Origin of the sequence: Streptomyces cadmiisoli (assembly GCF_003261055.1) — a bacterium.
Taxonomy (GTDB): Bacteria; Actinomycetota; Actinomycetes; order Streptomycetales; family Streptomycetaceae; genus Streptomyces; species Streptomyces cadmiisoli.
In genome coordinates this window covers 3791972-3809541 of the sequence record NZ_CP030073.1, presented here as the reverse complement: position 1 = coordinate 3809541, position 17570 = coordinate 3791972, and the positions used below count along the sequence as shown (strand labels likewise).

Here is a 17570-nt window from a genome sequence, read left to right as displayed (position 1 = left end):
TGGGCGGACCGTGTCCACGCGCGCGTGCCGCCGCCAATGCTGTGGCCCAGGACCTGGGGGACCGACCGACCACGGAATAAGGAGCGTTGAGCGTGGCGACATTGGCACGATGGTGCTATCGGCACCGGCTGGTGGTCCTGTTGCTGTGGGTGGGTGCCCTGTTCGGCCTGGGCTTTTCGGCCACGGGCACGGGCACCAACTACGCGGAGGTCTTCTCCCTGCCGAACACGGACTCCAAGAGCGCCTACGACCTGATGCAGAAGGCCTTCCCGCAGCGCTCGGGGGACGTCGACACGGTGGTGTGGCGGGTAGACGAGGGATCGGTGCGGGACGACGCCGTGCGCTCCCGCGTCGAACCCGCGCTGCGGGAGATCGCGGGGATGGAGGGGGTCGGCGAGGTCGCCGGTCCGTACGGCGACGGGGGCGCGGCGCGGATCAGTGAGGACGGGCGGACCGCGTACGCCCAGGTCACCTTCGCCGAACAGGCGAACGCCGTGCCCAAGGAACTGGTCCAGGACGTCGTCGACACCGCGCAGGCCGCCGGGACCGACGGCCTCCAGGTCGAACTGGGCGGCCAGGCCGTCGCCCGCGTCCAGGAACCGCCCACCGGTACCGCCGAACTGGTCGGCATCGGCGCGGCGGCCGTCGTCCTGTTCCTGGCCTTCGGCTCGCTGTTCGCGATGCTGCTGCCGATCCTGGTCGCCGTCTTCGGCGTGGGCACGGGCATGTTCTCCGTCCAGCTGCTCAGCCACGTCACGAACGTGCCCGAACTGGCCTCGCTGCTGTCCACGCTGATCGGCCTCGGCGTCGGCATCGACTACGCCCTCTTCATCGTCATGCGGCACCGGCGCGGCCTCCTGCGCGGCATGGACCCGGAGGAGTCGGCGGTCACCGCGCTCAACACCTCAGGCCGGGCCGTGCTGTTCGCGGGCGGCACGGTGTGCATCGCGCTCGCCGGGATGCTGGTGACGAACCTGCGCTTCCTGGACGGCGTCGTGCTCGGCACCTCGCTGACCGTCGTCCTGAGCGTCCTGGCGGCGATCACACTGCTGCCGGCGATGCTCGGCTTCCTCGGGAAGCGGGTCCTCAGCCGCCGCCAGCGCCGCAACCTCGCCGAGCAGGGGCCCGAACCCGAGCGGGCCGGCGGCCTCGCGGCGCGCTGGTCGGCCACCGTCCAGCGGCGCCCGCGGTCCGTCGCCGCGCTCGGCCTCGCCGTGATGGTGGTACTCGCGCTGCCCGTGCTGTCGCTCCGGCTCGGCACCGTCGACCAGGGCAACGACGAGGCCTCCTCGACCACCCGGCAGGCCTACGACCTGCTCGCCGAGGGATTCGGCCCCGGCTTCAACGGCCCGCTCCAGGTGGTCGTGGCCGGTGACGGCGCCGACGGGCTGGTCGCCGCGATCCGGGACACCGAGGGCGTCGCCCAGGTGGCCGCGGCACCGCCCGCGAACGGGGTCACCGTCATCCAGGTCGTGCCGGCCACGTCACCGCAGGCCGTCGAGACGGACCGGCTGATCGACACCCTGCGCGAGGACGTCATCCCGGAGGAGGAGGCGCGGGCCCACGTCGGCGGGGTGACCGCCGTGTCGAAGGACTTCGCGGCCGTCACGGGTGACCGGCTGCCCTACTTCGTCGCGACGATCATCGGCCTCGGCTTCCTGCTGCTGACGGTCGCCTTCCGTTCCCTGGTGGTGCCGCTGACGGCGGCGGTGATGAACCTGATCGCGGCAGCCGCGTCCTTCGGGGCACTCGTGGCGATCTTCCAGTGGGGCTGGGGGCTGGACCTGCTGGGACTCGGCAAGGAGGGGCCGATCGCCGCGTTCCTGCCGATCATCATGCTGTCCCTGCTGTTCGGGCTGTCCATGGACTACCAGGTGTTCCTGGTCAGCCGCATGCACGAGGAATGGGTGCACACGAAGGACAACGCGCGCGCGGTACGGGTCGGCCTGGCGGAGACCAGCCGGGTGATCAACTCCGCGGCCCTGATCATGGTGTGCGTCTTCCTGGCCTTCGTGCTCAGCGGTGACTACGGCGCGGCCATGGCGGGTGTAGGCCTGGCGGCGGCGGTCGCCCTGGACGCGTTCATCCTGCGCACGGCGCTCGTACCGGCCGTGATGCACCTGCTGGGCCGGGCCAACTGGTGGCTGCCGGCCGGTCTGGACAAGCGGCTGCCGCATCTGGCGGTGGAACCGCGTGAGGAGTCCGCGCCGGAGCGGGCTCCGGAGCCGGACGGCCCGGCCTCCGTCATCCACGGCTTCGTCCGCACGCCGGACGGCGAGCGGGTGGCGGACGCGACGGTGACACTGCTGTCCCGGGGCGGCCGGCAACTGGACCGGGTGACCACGCTGGCGGACGGCTCGTACATCGTCGCGGTGCCGGGCCCGGGGACGTACCTGGTCGCGGCCGCCGCGGAGTCCCACCCGTCCCGGGCGGGGCACGTCCTGGTGGCGGACGGGCCGGTGGTGCACGACCTGGAGCTGGCGGAGGGTGAGGTGGACGCCGTCAACTGAGCGAGGGAGGAAGGCCGTCGACGGTGCGGCGGGCGGGTGCCGTCGACCGTGCGGTGGGGGCGGGTTGCCGTCGACCGGCCCGCCGCCGTCCGGCGCCGAGGGACGTCTCACGGTTCAGGGCTTCCGCACGGTTCGGGGTTTCTTGACGGCTCAGGGCTTCCGCACCGTTCGGGGAGGTTCCTCGGCGCGGCGGCGATCACTCGCCCCGCGCCCTGCCCGCCGGATCCGGCAGGGCCCTGGCCATCCCCGGGAGAAAGTCCGTGAACAGCTCGTGCACCTCGTGCACGAGCGGCCGCAGTACCCGGAACCGGGCCAGGGACACCCCGCGGGCGGTGAGCCGCGCCCCCCGCTCGGCCAGCCGGTAGCTGCGCTCGCGCCCCTCGGTCCGGTCGAAGATCCAATAGAGGCACAGGCCCATCTGGGCCAGCCACATCAACTCGGGCAGCACATCGCGCAGATCCGCCGGCACCCGCGCCTTCGAACCCGTGAGGACCTCCCGGTGCACGCCGACCGCCTCCACGCGCGCGTGCTCCGACTCAGGGGAGAAGGGGCTGAGCGGGCTGTCGGGATCGGCGGCGTTCTTGAAGAACTGCACCGCGAACTCGTGGTACGGCGTGGCCACGTCCAGCCAGGCCTTCAGCACACCCGCGAGCCGCGCCTCCAGGCCGGTCTCCCGGTCCAGGACCTCGCGGACCGCCTCCCGGTGATCGGCGGCGATCCGGTCGTAGAAGCCCTGGATCAGGTGTTCCTTGCCGTCGAAGTAGTAGTACGCGTTGCCGACGGAGACACCCGCCTCCCGCGCGATGGCCCGCATGGTGGTCTTGTCGTACCCCCGCTCCCGGAACAGCCGCATCGCCGTCTCCAGGATCAGCGCACGGGTCTGTTCGGACTTGCTCGGGGCACCGCCCTCGCCGGGCGGCCCGTCCGCAGCGGTCCGGTCGCTCGGTGGAGGGCTGTCGTTCTTCGCGGCCACGGGAAGAGAGCCTAGTCAGCCGGAAGCGCCGGTCCCGTGGCGGGCGTCAGAGCCTGCGGCCCAGCTCCGGCCGCTTGCTGTAGTCGGTGAACCCCAGGACGTTGCCCCACGGGTCGGCGACCTCGACGGTCCAGCCCGTGGCCACGGCGGACGGCTCGTCGAGGAGGGGGATGCCGGCGTCGGTCAGGACGCGCGCGGCCGTCCGGGCGTCCGGCACCTCCACCCACAGCCGCGCCGAGGGCCACGGCGGCGGGCGGTGCCCGAACTCGTGCTCCTGCCGCAGCAGGATCCCGGGCGTCTCACCCCCGACCTTCAGCAGCGCGATCCCGGCCTCGTCCAGCCGGAAGCCGGTCGTGAACCCGGCGCGCTCGTAGAAGTTCACCGCCTCGTCGAGATCCCCGACCGGCAGCAGCACGTTGTCGAAACCGAGCAGCTCGTACGACTCGTCATCTGACATGTCATCAGGCTAGGGGGGAGGCGGGCCGGGACCGCGGTCACCGAACCGTGGTCCGACCATGTGATCACTCGTTGAGGTGAGGGGGAGGGGGAAGGGAGGGCGCGGGGTGGAGCGGGCCGGGGGCTGCGTGGTCGGGGAGGGGCGATGCGGCGGGCTCCCCGCATCCGGCGGTGGCAGAAGCGACGGACCGGTCCTGCGGCCGCACGATCCCCCGACCGCGCCGGACCCGGCGCCCGGGGACCCCGGGACCCCTCCGACGGGCGCGGCGTCCCGCCCGGACACCCGCGCTCCCCATCTGGGCACCCGCGCTGCCCGCCCGGCGGCCCGTTGTCAGTGGTGGGCTCTACATTCGGCGACATGGCAATCGTGACGTTCGTCGACGAGACGACGACCGGGGACAGGGGCGCGGGCTGGGAGCTGGCCGTCGCCGAGGAGCGGCTCACCGTAGGTGAGTTGATCCGGCGTCGGGTCTTCCAGGAGGTCGCCGAGTACAACGCGCGCACGCCGGGCGTGTTCCAGGGCCTCGTGCAGCCCGAGGACACGGAGCGCGTGCTGAACGGGTACGCGTTGCGCACCCCCCGCCGGATAGACCCCGAGCGGCAGACCGAGCTGGCGCTCCGCGCGTTCGCCGGGAACGGCTTCCTCGTGCTGGTCGGGGACCGGCAGGTCACCGAGGCGGACGAGGAGATCGACCTCGGTCTCGGCACCGAGGTCACGTTCCTGAAGCTCGTCCCGCTGGTGGGTGGCTGATGAACACGGCCGACGAACTGTCGCACGAGGGCCGGTCCGCGCTGATGCGCGCCGCCGCCGAGCTGGACACGCAGTACGACGTCGACGGTCTGATCCGCATCGCGGACCGCGAGCTCGCCGAGGGGCGCGAACTGCCGGGGCTGTTCGTCGCCGTGATCCGCCGCTCGCAGCTGACGCTGTGGAACGGAGCGAGCAGACTGGGCGCACTCGTCCGGCGGATCCCCGGCCCCGTCCTCAACCCCGGCGAGGCCTGGTCGGACCAGGCGCTGAAGGAGCTGGACGGGCTCGGTGAGGACTGGCACCGGCTGCTCGCGCACGCGGCCACCGCCACCGCCACCCGCCCCACGGCGAAGTGGGAGGAGGCCGGCCGCACACTGATCGGCGCCGTCGGCGCGGACGCGGCGCGCGAGCGGCTGCTGTCCTGGCTGCCCCTCGTCGGCCGGCCCCGCACGCACCCGCTGCACCTGGCCTACGAAGGCTCGTACGCCAACGCCGCCTTCGACGCGTACAACGCCAACGCGCTGCGCGGCATCACCTGGCTGCTGTCCTTCCTGCCCGCCCGCGCCGAGTCCGCCCGGGTCCTCGGTGCCCTCGTCGAGACGGCGCTGCGCAAGGTCCCCGGCCTCGGACCGGTGAACCCCAAGGTCGCCAACGCCGGGGTCAACGCCCTCGCCCGCCTCGACGGCGAGGCCGCCCTCGCCGAACTGGCCCGCCTGGCCACCCGCGTCACCTACAAGGGCACCCTCAAACTGCTCAACACCGCGCTCGACGCGCGGGCCGAGGCGATGGGCCTCAGCCGCGAGGAGATCGAGGAACTGGCGGTGCCCGCCTACGGACTGACCGAGGTCGGCCGGGCCCACCACCGGCTGGGCGACGCGACCGCCCTCGTCGTGGTGCACGGAGCCAAGGCGCAGCTCAGCTGGCGCAACGCGGCCGGCAAGGAGGTCAAGAGCGTCCCCGCGGCCGTGAAGCGGGACCATGCCGAGGAGCTCAAGGAGCTGAAGGCCGCGGTCAAGGACATCGACAAGATGCTCTCCGCGCAGAGCGAGCGCATGGACCGCCAGTTCCTCGCCCGGCGCACCTGGTCCTACGACACGTGGCGCGAGCGCTACCTGGACCATCCGCTGATCGGCACCCTCGCCCGCCGCCTGCTGTGGACGGTCGACGGCACCACGGTCGGATTCGCGGACGGAGCGCTGCGCACCCTCACCGACGACCCGGTGACCGGCGGCGGCGACGTCGGGCTGTGGCACCCGGTCGGCGACGAACCCGCCCGGATCGTCGCCTGGCGGGACTGGCTGGAGCGCCACGGCATCACCCAGCCGTTCAAGCAGGCCCACCGGGAGGTGTACCTGCTCACCGACGCGGAGCGCGCCACGGGCACCTACTCCAACCGGTTCGCGGCGCACATTCTGCGGCAGCACCAGTTCCACTCCCTGGCCGCCGTCCGGGGCTGGCGCAACAAGCTCCGTCTGTGCGTCGACGACGAGGCGCCGCCGGCCACCCGCGAACTGCCGCAGTGGGGCCTGCGCGCCGAGTACTGGATCGAGGGCGAGGGCGAGGACTACGGCGTCGACACCACGGAATCCGGCAGCTACCTGCGCCTGCGCACCGACCAGGTCCGCTTCTACCCGATCGGCGCCCCGGAGAACTGGGCGCACTGCTACGGCGGCGAGTACCGCATGTGGCTGCCCGACGACACGGCCCGGGTCGACCCGATCCCCCTCGCCGAGATCCCACCGCTCGTGCTGTCCGAAGTCCTGCGCGACGTCGACCTGTTCGTCGGTGTCGCGAGCGTCGGCAACGACCCGACGTGGCAGGACGGCGGCCCCGAGGGCCGCTTCCGCGAGTACTGGACGTCGTACGGCTTCGGCGAGCTGAGCCAGAGCGCCGAGACCCGCCGCACCCTGCTCGAACGCCTGATACCCCGGCTGGCCGTCGCCGACCGCTGCACCCTGGAGGGCCGCTTCCTGCACGTGAAGGGCGAGCGCCACACGTACAAGATCCACCTCGGCTCGGGCAACATCCTGATGACCCCGAACGACCAGTACCTGTGCATCGTCCCGAAGTCCAACCCGTCGTCCCCGCAGCCGGGTTACCTGCCGTACGAGGGGGACCGGATGCTCGCGGTGATCCTCAGCAAGGCGATGATGCTGGCCGACGACACAAAGATCACCGACCCGACGATCCTCAGCCAGCTGTAGTCCGGAACGAGTGCGGAACCCCCGTTCGGAAGGCCCCTCGGGTGAAGTGGCCGTGACGCCCGTGAGGGCCCCGTCTCCGGTGTTTCACCGGTCACGGGGCCCTCACGGGCGAAGCGGAGAGGACGTCAGAACCGCCGGGTGATCAGTGCCTTCTTGACCTCGGCGATCGCCTTCGTCACCTCGATGCCGCGCGGGCAGGCGTCCGTGCAGTTGAACGTGGTGCGGCAGCGCCACACACCGTCACGGTCGTTGAGGATCTCCAGCCGCTGCTCTCCCGCCTCGTCGCGCGAGTCGAAGATGAAGCGGTGGGCGTTGACGATGGCCGCCGGGCCGAAGTACTGGCCGTCGTTCCAGAAGACCGGGCACGAGGACGTGCAGGCGGCGCACAGGATGCACTTCGTCGTGTCGTCGAAGCGCTCGCGGTCCTCGGCCGTCTGGAAACGCTCACGCGTCGGCTCGTTGGTGTCCTTCGTGATCAGGAAGGGCATCACGTCCCGGTACGCCTGGAAGAACGGCTCCATGTCCACGACCAGGTCCTTCAGGACCGTCAGGCCCTTGATGGGCTCGACCGTGATCGGCTTGTCGGGGTTGATGTCCTTGATCAGCGTCTTGCACGCGAGGCGGTTCTTGCCGTTGATCCGCATGGCGTCGGAGCCGCAGATGCCGTGCGCGCAGGAGCGGCGGAAGGTCAGGGTGCCGTCGATGTCCCACTTGATCTTGTGGAGGCCGTCGAGGACACGCTCCTTGGGGTCGATCTCCAGCTGGAAGTCTTCCCAGGTGGCCTCCGCGGAGACCTCCGGGTTGAAGCGGCGGACCCGGAAGGTCACGGTGATGTAGGGCGAGGAGGTGGATTCCGCCTCGACCTTGTCCAGAACGGGGGTAGCCATCAGTACTTACGCTCCATCGGCTGGTAGCGGGTCTGGACGACCGGCTTGTAGTCGAGACGGACGGTTTCGGTGCCGTCGGCGCCGACCTCGCGGTACGCCATGGTGTGGCGCATGAAGTTGACGTCGTCGCGGTTCGGGTAGTCCTCGCGGTAGTGACCGCCGCGGGACTCCTTGCGGGCCAGTGCGGACACCGCCATGACCTCGGCCAGGTCGAGCAGGTTGCCCAGCTCGACGGCCTCCAGGAGGTCCGTGTTGAACCGCTTGCCCTTGTCCTGGATCGCGACGTTCCGGTAGCGCTCGCGCAGCTCGGCGATCTTCTCCACGGCCGTCTTGATCGTCTGCTCCGTACGGAACACCATGACGTTGGCGTCCATGGTCTCCTGGAGCTCACGGCGCAGGGTCGCCACCCGCTCGGTCCCGGTGGACGTCCGCAGGTGCTCGATCTGCTCGATGACGAGCGACTCCGGGTTCTCCGGCAGCTCGACGAACTCCGCCTTCTGCGCGTACTCCGCCGCCGCGATACCGGCCCGGCGGCCGAACACGTTGATGTCCAGCAGCGAGTTCGTGCCCAGCCGGTTCGCTCCGTGCACGGAGACGCAGGCGACCTCGCCGGCCGCGTACAGGCCGGGGACGACCGTCGTGTTGTCGGCGAGGACCTCGCCCTGGACGTTGGTCGGGATGCCGCCCATCGCGTAGTGCGCGGTCGGCTGGATCGGGATCGGGTCCGTGTAGGGCTCGATGCCGAGGTAGGTCCGCGCGAACTCGGTGATGTCGGGCAGCTTGGCGTCCAGCTGCTCCGGCGGAAGGTGCGTCAGGTCCAGGTACACGTGGTCGCCCTCGGGACCGCAGCCGCGGCCCTCGCGGATCTCCGTGTAGATGGAGCGGGACACGACGTCACGCGAGGCGAGGTCCTTCATGACCGGCGCGTACTTCTCCATGAAGCGCTCGCCGTCCTTGTTGCGCAGGATGCCGCCCTCACCGCGGGCGCCCTCCGTCAGCAGGATGCCCATGCGCCAGATGCCGGTCGGGTGGAACTGGAAGAACTCCATGTCCTCCAGCGGCAGACCGCGCCGGTACACGGCGGCCTGGCCGTCACCGGTCAGCGTGTGCGCGTTGGACGTGACCTTGAAGAACTTGCCGGTGCCGCCGGACGCGTAGATCACGGCCTTCGCCTGGAAGATGTGGATCTCGCCGGTCGCCAGCTCGTAGGCGACGACACCGGACGACCGCTTGACGCCGTCGACCTCGGTGATCAGCTGGTCCAGGACGTAGAACTCGTTGAAGAACTCCACGCCCTCCTTGACGCAGTTCTGGTACAGCGTCTGGAGGATCATGTGGCCGGTGCGGTCGGCCGCGTAGCAGGAGCGGCGGACCGGCGCCTCGCCGTGGTTGCGGCTGTGACCGCCGAAGCGGCGCTGGTCGATGGTGCCGTCGGGCGTCCGGTTGAACGGCAGGCCCATCTTCTCCAGGTCGAGGACCGAGTCGATGGCCTCCTTCGCCAGGATCTCGGCGGCGTCCTGGTCGACCAGGTAGTCACCGCCCTTGACCGTGTCGAAGGTGTGCCACTCCCAGTTGTCCTCCTCCACGTTGGCCAGCGCGGCGGCCATGCCGCCCTGCGCGGCGCCCGTGTGGGAGCGGGTCGGGTAGAGCTTGGTCAGGACCGCGGTGCGGCTGCGCTTGGTCGCCTCGATGGCGGCGCGCATACCGGCGCCGCCGGCGCCGACGATGACGGTGTCGTACTTGTGGATCTTCATCAGGAATACCTCAGCCCCGTGCCTAGCGGATGTTCGGGTCGAAGGTGAAGATCACCAGCGTGCCCAGCAGGATCGTGAACACCGTGGCGGTGTACAGCAGGCCCTTCAGCCACAGGCGCGTGTTCGTGCGCTCCGCGTAGTCGTTGATGACCGTGCGCAGGCCGTTGGTGCCGTGCAGCATCGCGAGCCACAGCATCGCCAGGTCCCAGACCTGCCAGAACGGGGACGCCCAGCGGCCGGCCACGAAGGCGAAGCCGATCTTGGAGACGCCGCCGTCCAGCACGAGCTGGATCAGCAGGTGGCCGATGACCAGGACGACGAGGACGATGCCGGACAGCCGCATGAACAGCCACGCGGCCATCTCGAAGTTGCCGCGGGTGCTCTTCGGCGTCTTCTTCGTACGCTTGCGCGGGGGCTCGATGAAGGGCGCCGGGTTGTCGACCGTGTAGACGGAGCCGCCCTCGACGGGGCCGATCCCGGAAGCGGTGGTCTCGGTGGTGGACATGGGCGTCAGCTCCCGAACAGTTCACGAGCGGCGTGGCCGAGGACGGGGTAGATCGCCCCGAGCATCAGCACGACCCACACGCCGACGACGGTCCAGAGCATCTGCTTCTGGTAGCGCGGGCCCTGCGACCAGAAGTCGACGGCGATGATGCGCAGGCCGTTGAGTGCGTGGAAGAGGATGGCGGCGACGAGGCCGTACTCCAGCACGGCGACGAGCGGATTCTTGTACGTGGCCACGACCTCGTCGTAGGCCTCGGGGGAGACACGGACGAGCGCGGTGTCCAGCACGTGTACGAACAGGAAGAAGAAGATGAGGACGCCGGTGACTCGGTGAGCCACCCAGGACCACATTCCTTCCCGGCCGCGGTACAGCGTTCCAGCCGGCACGGAAGAACCCTCCGGGAGTGGGGATCGAGGCCTGCCGGCTTGGTGGTCGGACGGGCCCGGCCGGGTACGGTCCACCGGCCCCCAGCATCGTAGCGACGGTTGCCTGCGGCGCTTACGGCGGGCCTGCCGATGTGATCAAAGTGGCAATCGAACGGCCTATTGGGGGTGGGCTGTCCTGTTATCGGCCGGCGCGGTGCTGTTGTGACCGCCGGCGGCCCTGTCGGTGGCCCATGTGGCGGAACCGCGTGCCGTCACGGGGCCGTGCCCCTGAGCGCCCGGATCAGCCGCCCGCGCGCCAGCCGGCGCAGTTCCTCCGCCGCCACGATCCGCTCCTCCTCCGGATCGTTCGCCAACCGTGACCGGATGGCGGCCAGCACCCGGTCGAGTACCTCGTCCGGGGTGAGGTCGTCCACACAGATGACGAACACGTGTCCGAATCGGGCCTCGTAGGCGGCCTGGGCCGCGCTCAGCGCGGTGTGCGCCGCCAGATAGGCGTCCTCGGGGAGTTCCGGGAGGGATTCCCCGGCGAGCGCTTCGGCCAGCTCCACCGGGGTCAGGTCGTACGCCGCCTCGTCGGCCGCGGCCAGCAGCGCGTCGAGGTCGGGGTAGGGGCGGTGGGCGGTCAGCCGGCGGGACCAGGGGCGGCTGTGCAGACAGGCGAGGAGGACGGGCTGTACGGCCTCGGCCGGCGCCGTGTTGAACAGGTCCAGCGCGGCGGGCCCGCCGCGGCTCTGTTCCGGTATGGCGAGGTGGCCGGGAAGGTCTGGGAGACGGTGCGCAGGCAGCGGGGGTCCTCGTGGGCTTTGCGTGTGTGTCGACAGGGGATGTTGTGTGGGATGTGTCGTCACGTTATCGAGAGTGGTCATCGGCTGTCCGAGGGATGCGCGAAATTCACTCGCACGGGAGAGTTTGAGAGCGCGTGGTGGACGTTCGACGACTAAATTGGCCGGGTGAGCCAGCACAGGCGCCGGGCACCGGCAACGAAGGTGAAGCACAGGCGGGTGCTGATCACGGTGGCCGTCACCGCCGTGGTCGCGGTGGCGCTGAGTCTCGGGCTGTGGGCCGGGGAGGACGGCGGCCCGACCGTCTCCGGCCGCGGTACCGCGGCCGAGCCGACCCCTTCGCCCACCCGCTCGTACCCGCTGTCGTCCGCCCCGAACTCGATCCCGGCCGTACGGGGCCACACTCCCGAGCGCGGTCCCGGCTGGCGCCCGGCGCGCGGCCAGCGCGTGGTGGTCAGCGACGCCGGGCTGGCCGACGAGGGCCGGCTCATCGCGGGCGAACTGGGGATGTCGTACGGCGGTGACCGCGACGACACGCGCGCGGGGGACCTGCGGCTGGCGCTCGGCCGCGGCGGGAGCGCGAACCCGGAGTCGTACACCCTGACCGTGCGCGGCGGACAGGTGACCATCAGCGCGCCCGCCGACGCCGGTGTCTTCTACGGCACCCGCACCCTGAAGCAGACCGTGCGCGACGGTGCCACGGCGCCCGAGGGCGTGATGCGCGACGAGCCGGCCAAGCCGCAGCGCGGGCTGATGCTGGACATCGCGCGCAAGCACTTCACGGCCGGCTGGATAGAGGACCGGGTGCGCGAGCTGGGCGACCTGAAGTTCAACCAGCTGGGCCTGCACTTCTCCGACGACCAGGGCTTCCGCATCGAGTCGGCGTCGCATCCGGAGATCGTGTCCGCGCAGCATCTGACCAAGGCCGAGGTGACGAGCATCGTCCGGCTCGCCCGGAGCCGGCACATCACCGTCGTGCCCGAGATCGACTCGCCCGGCCATCTGGGCGCCGTGATCGCCGCCCACCCCGATCTCCAGTTGCGCAACGCGCAGGGCGTGCCCGCCAGGGGCGCGGTGGACATCTCGAAGCCGGCCGCCGCCGAGATCGTCGACGATCTGCTCGACGAGTACGCCGGACTGTTCCCCGGCGATCAGTGGCACCTCGGCGGCGACGAGTACCAGGCGCTCATGGTGTCCGACCCGCAGGCCTCGTACCCGCAGCTCGCGGCCGCCGCGCGCCGGGAGTACGGCTCCGGCGGGACCGTCGCCGACCTGGCCACCGGCTGGCTCAACGACCGCGCCGCCACGGTGCGCGCCAACGGCCGCGTCCCGCGCGCCTGGAACGACGGCTTCTACGCCGGGACCTCCGTCCAGCCCGACAAGGACATCAAGGTCGCGTACTGGACGGGCAAGGAGATCGGCGCGCGCGTCCCGGCCGAGTATCTGGCCGCGGGGCGCCAGGTCGTCAACTACAACGACGAGTTCCTCTACTACGTCCTCGGCGAGCCGCAGACCTTCGTCTATCCGACCGGGCAGCGGATCTACGAGCAGTGGACGCCGCGTGTGCTGCGCGGCACCGAGGCGGTGCCGGCGCAGTACGACGCGCAGATCCTCGGCGGTTCCCTCGCGGTGTGGTGCGACCTGGCGAACTCCCAGACGCAGGACCAGGTGGCGGCCGGGATCCGGATGCCGCTGCGGGCCACCGTCCAGAAGCTGTGGGATCCGACCAGACCCGAACTCACCTGGGCGGAGTTCGGCAAACTGGCCGATCAGCTGGGCTGACGGTGCGAATGGCTGCGAAATGCCCTCCGGCTGTGGTGTATTCGGCGCTCAGGGCCGAGCCGAGACGCCGGGGGGACGGACATGGGCTACTGGGGATACTTCGTCGTGGGACGCGACGAGCGGCCGCTCGCGGAACTGGACGCGCTGTCGGGGGTGCCGGACGCCGCGCTGCGGCAGTCGGCGCCGGACGGGTGGCAGGTGTGGGAGCACGCGGGTGCCGACGGTGACGTCGGGAGCATGAACGCGCTGGCCGCCGAGACCGGTGCGCCCGCCCTGTTCGGATACGTCATGGACAGCGCCTGCGTGGTGATCGAGGCGGCGGCCCCGCACAGCGGCGCGTGGACGGCCTGTCTGGCGCGGGCGGCGACGGCCGGGTACCTCGGCGCGGGCAGCGAGGGCCTGACGCTGGACGACTACTTCCTGGAACCGCGCGACGCGGCCGAGCGAGCCGTCGCCTGGGCCGCCGAGGCCGGGCACGCCGTGCCCGCGGAGCCGCTGCTCGACGTACTGACCGCCGAACCTGAGCAGTTGGCCGAAAACCTATTCTTCCGCCTCCTCGACCGACTTGGCGTGGTACCCCTGTGACACTGCGGCGGCGTCGCGCGCAGTAAGGGAAAGTGCGGGCTCCGTAAGGGATGGCGCCCCGGATCGGGAGGCGTGCATGAGCCTTGTGGAACTGATCGCGCAGGCCGACGAGCGCGGACTGGCCGCCAGCGGGCTGGCTTGTTTGGATCGCTGCGTGCCCCTGCTCGGCGGTGACGACGAAGTGCTGCGCCCGCTGTGGGCGAACCTCGCGGACGGCGGGGAGGCGGGCGAGTGGGGCGGGCTGCTGGACAAGGCGCGCGCACAACTGGGCGTGGGCGACGTCGTCCGTGCCGAGGACGCCGAGGACGAGGCGGCGCTGCTGGTCCGGCGGATGCTGGCGGCCGCCCCGGGCGTGCGGTCCGCGGCCGAGGCGCGGGTGTGGGCCGACGGTTGCTCCGTCGCCTCCCTGCAGATCCACCGCCTCCTCGATCCCGCGGAGGAGGATGCGGCCTCGATCGACTCCCGGCGCGCGGGCAGCACGGACGGGATGTCACCGCTGGTCGCCGCCGAACTGCGGCGCCAGATCACCGTCCTGGAACTGCTCGCGGAGCACGGCACGGGCGGGCTGCGGCGGGCGCTGGAGGTCTCCACCGAGGGACGCCGGGTGCTGCGGGCGGTGGTGTCGCGCCGGGCGCGGCTCGCCTGAACCGCCGAACCCGCGAGGAAAGGATTCTGTGACCGTCCCGGGGTGGCGCCGCGGCGATACTGCGCCGGTTGCGGGAACCGCCTGTGTCCGAGTGACGAATCGTCGCGCCGCCGCGCTTTTCCCAGTGTGACGAGTGCGACGACTGTGACGACACAGCAGGAAGCCAGACCTTCGGCCGCGGCCAAGCCGCTTCGCTGGGCGGCGGACGTGGTCTCTACGCTGCGCGAAGGGGCGCGGCTGCACCTCGACTACTCCGCGCAGAGCCTGTGGCGCGTCGACCGGCTGATCGACGAACTGCGCCGGGAGGACACGCCGTACGCCGCCGTGGAGAGCGTGCTGCGCGGACTCGGCGCGTACGCGGGGGAGGTGATCGTCCGTCAGACGGACGCCGAGTGGTGGGCCACGGGCGGCGACCACTGGGTCCGCACGCCCGACGGCCGGCTGTGGGACCCGTTCGAGGAGGCCCGCCGATGCTTCACGGGTGCGGGCTCGCTGCGGTTGCTGTGCCGGGACGCGACCCGGGAGGCCGCCCGGCCGTGACGGCCGGGGCCCGCTCAGGGCGGGCCCCGGCCCCCGGGTCCGCGGTTACGGCGTCAGGGTCGTGCCCAGCATGCCGTCCGTGGGGGTGCCCATGACGGACTTGGTGAGCAGGACCGTACGGGTGTAGCCGAGGCCCGTGCTGTTGCTCGGGAGGTACATCAGCACACCGTCGGTGCCGTCCTCGCCCGACGCGCCGAGGATCAGGTCGGTGCGTCCGTACCCCGACAGGTCGGCCAGTGAGACGGCCGAGCCGACCTTGTCGCCGGACTCGCTGGAGCCGGGGACACCGGCCGTGTCCTGGGAGATCACCAGCGCGCCCGAGCCGGTGAGGCCGGACGACGTGCCCTTGATCAGCAGCGCGCTGCCCGCGTTGACCTGGTTCACCCCGCCGCGGGTGAGGTCCTCGTTGCCGGCGCCGGCCAGGACGTCCGGGTGGCCGTCGGCGTTGTAGTCGCCGATCGAGACCGAGAGGCCGAGGGCGTCACCGGACTCGTTGCCGCCGGGGACCCCGGCGGTGTCCTGGTGGACGACCTTCATACCGGTGGTGGTGAAGCCGGTCGACGTGCCGAACAGCATGGTCACCTGGCCGCCGGAGATGGCCCCGGACTCGGCGGCGACGGGCTGGCCGATGACGAGGTCGTCGTAGCCGTTGGCGTCGATGTCGCCGGCGGCGACGGCGCGCCCGCCCTTGACGGACAGGACCCCGGCCTTGGCCAGGCCGGTCGCGGACCCGGCGAAGCGGACCACCCGGCCGATGCCCGCGGAGTCCCGGTAGTTGAGGGCGACGTCCGCGTAGCCGTCCCGGTTGAAGTCGCCGGTCGCGGCGTCGAGGTGGGCGACCGAGCCCGTGGCGGTGGTGAGCCGGTCGGCCTTCACGGCGCCGCCCGCGAGCCGGACGTGGTAGTTGCCGCCCGTGCCGGTGCCGGCGGAGAAGACGTCCGCCTTGCCGTCGCCGTCGAAGTCGCCGACGGCCACCGCGGTACCGAGCTTGGCGCCCTTCGCGGTCACCGTGGAGGTGGTGTACGAGAAGCCCTTGGTGAAGTCGGGTCCGTACATGACGCTGACCTGGCCGCGGTCGGTGTTGCCGCTGGTGTCGTCCTCGCCGGGGGAGCCGATCGCGAGGTCGGCGTGTCCGTCGCCGTTGACGTCGCCCCAGACCGTGGCCGCGCCGAAGCCGTCACCGGTCTCGGAGGAGCCGGGCACCCCCGGGCTGTTCTGGGTCAGGGAGATCTTCGAGGAGGTCACCGGGCCGTTCAGGCCGCCCGGCACGATGGTGACGCGGTTGGCCTTGGACGTGCCGGCGGCCAGGTCGCCCGCGCCGTCGCGGTTGTAGTCCGAGGTGGGCAGCGCGTGCGAGACGCCCGGGGTCTTGGCGAGGGCCGCGATCAGACCCAGCTTGGGGTAGAGGTTGAGGCCGGGGCAGGCGGTGGTGTTGGTGTCCTTGTGCCCGAAGACGCGGGGCAGCGTGATCTGCCCGCCCAGCGGGATTTTGTTGCCGCTGTAGCCCTTCTCGGCGCCGGAGGTCAGCGTGACCTTGCCGGTCGGGTCGAGGCCGTACATCCCGAACTTCCAGGCGACGATCCGGGCGATCGCGTCGAGGGCGGCGCGACTCGGCCTGGCCGTCTCGTAGTTGCCGATGTACGAGATGCCGAGGGTGTCGGTGTTGAACCCGGCGTCATGGGCGCCGACCACGGGCAGGTCCATGCCGCCGCTGCGGCCCTCGAAGATCTGGCCGCACTTGTCGACGACGAAGTTGTAGCCGATGTCGTAGTAGCCCTGGGCGAAGTGGCCCTGCTGGATGGTGCGCATCCGGGCCCGGGACTCGGCGCAGGACAGGGCGTTGTCCGGGTCCACGCCGGTGTGGTGGACGACCGCGGCCTTGATCTGCGTGCCGTAGGTCGGGGTGCCGTCGTAGTCCGTGGACGCGCCCCACTCGGCCTGCGTGATGATCGGCGGCTTGACCACGGTCGAGGGCCGGGGCGCGGGCACCGTCGGGGTCGGGGTCGGCGTCGGGGACGCCGACTCGGTGGGCGACCCGGACGGGGACGCCGACTCGGACGCCGATTCGGACGTGGCCGGGGACTCGGGCGCGGAGGCCGACTCGGACTCGGCCGGGGACTCCGACGCCGGCGGGGACGCGGGGTCCGTGGACGCCGGGGACTCCGTGCCCGGCGCGGTGGTCTCCGCGGCGAACGCGGCGGGCTCCGTGCCGGACTCGGTGCCGATGGCCGCCGAGTCCGTGCCCGGGTCGAGCAGCTTGACGTCCATTCCGGCCGGTTGCCCGGCCGCCTCGGTGCCGTCGGCGTTCACGAGGCGGACCTCGATGCCGTCGGAGTCGCCGGTCCACAGCGACTCGGTGCCGCCGCGGGCGGCGGCCCGCGCTCCCTCGGCGCCGTCCGCCTGGATCGGCTCCGCGTCCAGTTCCCGCCAGCCCGACCAGGCGCCGGTCTCGACGTCCCGGGTGCGCACCTGGGGTGTGCCCTTGGCCTTCGCCTCCGTGTCGTTCCAGGTCAGCACCACGGCGCTGAACCGGTGGGTGTCCCGCCGGTCCAGGCCCCGGCGGCCCCTGCCCTCGTCCTGGAGCTTCAGCGTGTGGACGGACGGCTCGCGGGCCGGCCCCTTGCCGTCGGCCGGGGCGGGCTGATCCGCGACGGCGTACGTGACGGCTCCGGCACCTCCGACCAGGACGGCTCCGATGGTCAGCCATGCTCTCCGCCGTAGGCTCAGCGGTCTGTAGGCACGGCCACTACGAGGACTCAAATGTCCCACCCCTAGGAAATAAGCTCAGTCAGCCCACCTGTCGCACAGG

General features: G+C 71.4%; 15 protein-coding genes. 7 read left to right on the top strand and 8 right to left on the bottom strand.

The annotated features are described in order from the left end of the window. The first annotated feature begins 101 nt into the window (after positions 1–101). Positions 102–2510, top strand: coding sequence for an MMPL family transporter (locus tag DN051_RS16145; RefSeq protein ID WP_112438965.1), 2409 nt, complete (start codon positions 102–104; stop codon positions 2508–2510). A gap of 196 nt (positions 2511–2706) precedes the next feature. On the opposite strand, the gene DN051_RS16140 is transcribed toward DN051_RS16145, so the two are convergent. Then, on the bottom strand, positions 2707–3483 hold the full coding sequence (locus DN051_RS16140; protein ID WP_053760079.1) for a TetR family transcriptional regulator: 777 nt from the start codon (positions 3481–3483) through the stop codon (positions 2707–2709). 46 nt (positions 3484–3529) lie between these two features. After that, positions 3530–3940 carry a VOC family protein gene (locus DN051_RS16135; RefSeq protein WP_053760080.1) on the bottom strand — a complete coding sequence of 137 codons (411 nt, stop codon included), beginning with the start codon at positions 3938–3940 and terminating at the stop codon, positions 3530–3532. A 357-nt stretch (positions 3941–4297) separates the two neighbouring features. Here DN051_RS16135 and DN051_RS16130 point away from each other — a divergent pair, with 357 nt between their 5' ends. Both DN051_RS16130 and DN051_RS16125 read left to right on the top strand, forming a co-directional pair. After that, positions 4298–4690 carry a hypothetical protein gene (locus DN051_RS16130; RefSeq protein ID WP_112438964.1) on the top strand — a complete coding sequence of 131 codons (393 nt, stop codon included), beginning with the start codon at positions 4298–4300 and terminating at the stop codon, positions 4688–4690. Beyond that, positions 4690–6894 carry a DUF4132 domain-containing protein gene (locus tag DN051_RS16125; protein WP_112438963.1) on the top strand — a complete coding sequence of 735 codons (2205 nt, stop codon included), beginning with the start codon at positions 4690–4692 and terminating at the stop codon, positions 6892–6894. The genes DN051_RS16130 and DN051_RS16125 overlap by 1 nt, the downstream gene beginning before the upstream one ends. A 125-nt stretch (positions 6895–7019) precedes the next feature. Here the strand turns inward: DN051_RS16125 and DN051_RS16120 are convergent, their stop codons facing one another. From DN051_RS16120 to DN051_RS16100, 5 genes are all read right to left on the bottom strand, one after another. Beyond that, positions 7020–7781 (bottom strand): succinate dehydrogenase iron-sulfur subunit, encoded by a 762-nt coding sequence (locus tag DN051_RS16120; RefSeq protein WP_053760082.1) that lies wholly within the window; start codon positions 7779–7781, stop codon positions 7020–7022. Further along, positions 7781–9535 carry a succinate dehydrogenase flavoprotein subunit gene (sdhA, locus tag DN051_RS16115; protein ID WP_053760083.1) on the bottom strand — a complete coding sequence of 585 codons (1755 nt, stop codon included), beginning with the start codon at positions 9533–9535 and terminating at the stop codon, positions 7781–7783. The genes DN051_RS16120 and sdhA overlap by 1 nt, the downstream gene beginning before the upstream one ends. A gap of 22 nt (positions 9536–9557) precedes the next feature. Next, a complete protein-coding gene (locus DN051_RS16110; RefSeq protein ID WP_053760084.1) occupies positions 9558–10040 on the bottom strand; it encodes a succinate dehydrogenase hydrophobic membrane anchor subunit in 483 nt (160 codons plus the stop codon). 5 nt (positions 10041–10045) lie between these two features. Further along, positions 10046–10390, bottom strand: coding sequence for a succinate dehydrogenase, cytochrome b556 subunit (gene sdhC, locus DN051_RS16105; protein WP_053760085.1), 345 nt, complete (start codon positions 10388–10390; stop codon positions 10046–10048). 287 nt (positions 10391–10677) lie between these two features. Next, positions 10678–11292, bottom strand: a complete 615-nt coding sequence (locus DN051_RS16100) for a 2-oxo-4-hydroxy-4-carboxy-5-ureidoimidazoline decarboxylase (protein WP_112438962.1) — start codon at positions 11290–11292, stop codon at positions 10678–10680. A 135-nt stretch (positions 11293–11427) separates the two neighbouring features. Between DN051_RS16100 and DN051_RS16095 the strand changes: the two genes are divergently transcribed. The 4 genes from DN051_RS16095 to DN051_RS16080 all read left to right on the top strand — a co-directional run bounded on the left by DN051_RS16095 (position 11428) and on the right by DN051_RS16080 (position 14761). After that, positions 11428–12990, top strand: coding sequence for a beta-N-acetylhexosaminidase (locus tag DN051_RS16095; RefSeq protein WP_246041095.1), 1563 nt, complete (start codon positions 11428–11430; stop codon positions 12988–12990). Between the two features lie 81 nt (positions 12991–13071). Further along, positions 13072–13575 carry a hypothetical protein gene (locus tag DN051_RS16090; RefSeq protein ID WP_053760087.1) on the top strand — a complete coding sequence of 168 codons (504 nt, stop codon included), beginning with the start codon at positions 13072–13074 and terminating at the stop codon, positions 13573–13575. Positions 13576–13651: 76 nt separating this feature from the next. Then, complete coding sequence (locus DN051_RS16085) at positions 13652–14221, top strand: hypothetical protein (protein ID WP_112438960.1); 570 nt, start codon at positions 13652–13654, stop codon at positions 14219–14221. Between the two features lie 144 nt (positions 14222–14365). Further along, positions 14366–14761, top strand: a complete 396-nt coding sequence (locus DN051_RS16080) for a hypothetical protein (protein ID WP_162624944.1) — start codon at positions 14366–14368, stop codon at positions 14759–14761. Positions 14762–14806: 45 nt separating this feature from the next. On the opposite strand, the gene DN051_RS16075 is transcribed toward DN051_RS16080, so the two are convergent. Further along, a complete protein-coding gene (locus DN051_RS16075; RefSeq protein WP_112438958.1) occupies positions 14807–17521 on the bottom strand; it encodes an FG-GAP-like repeat-containing protein in 2715 nt (904 codons plus the stop codon). Positions 17522–17570 lie beyond the last annotated feature (49 nt).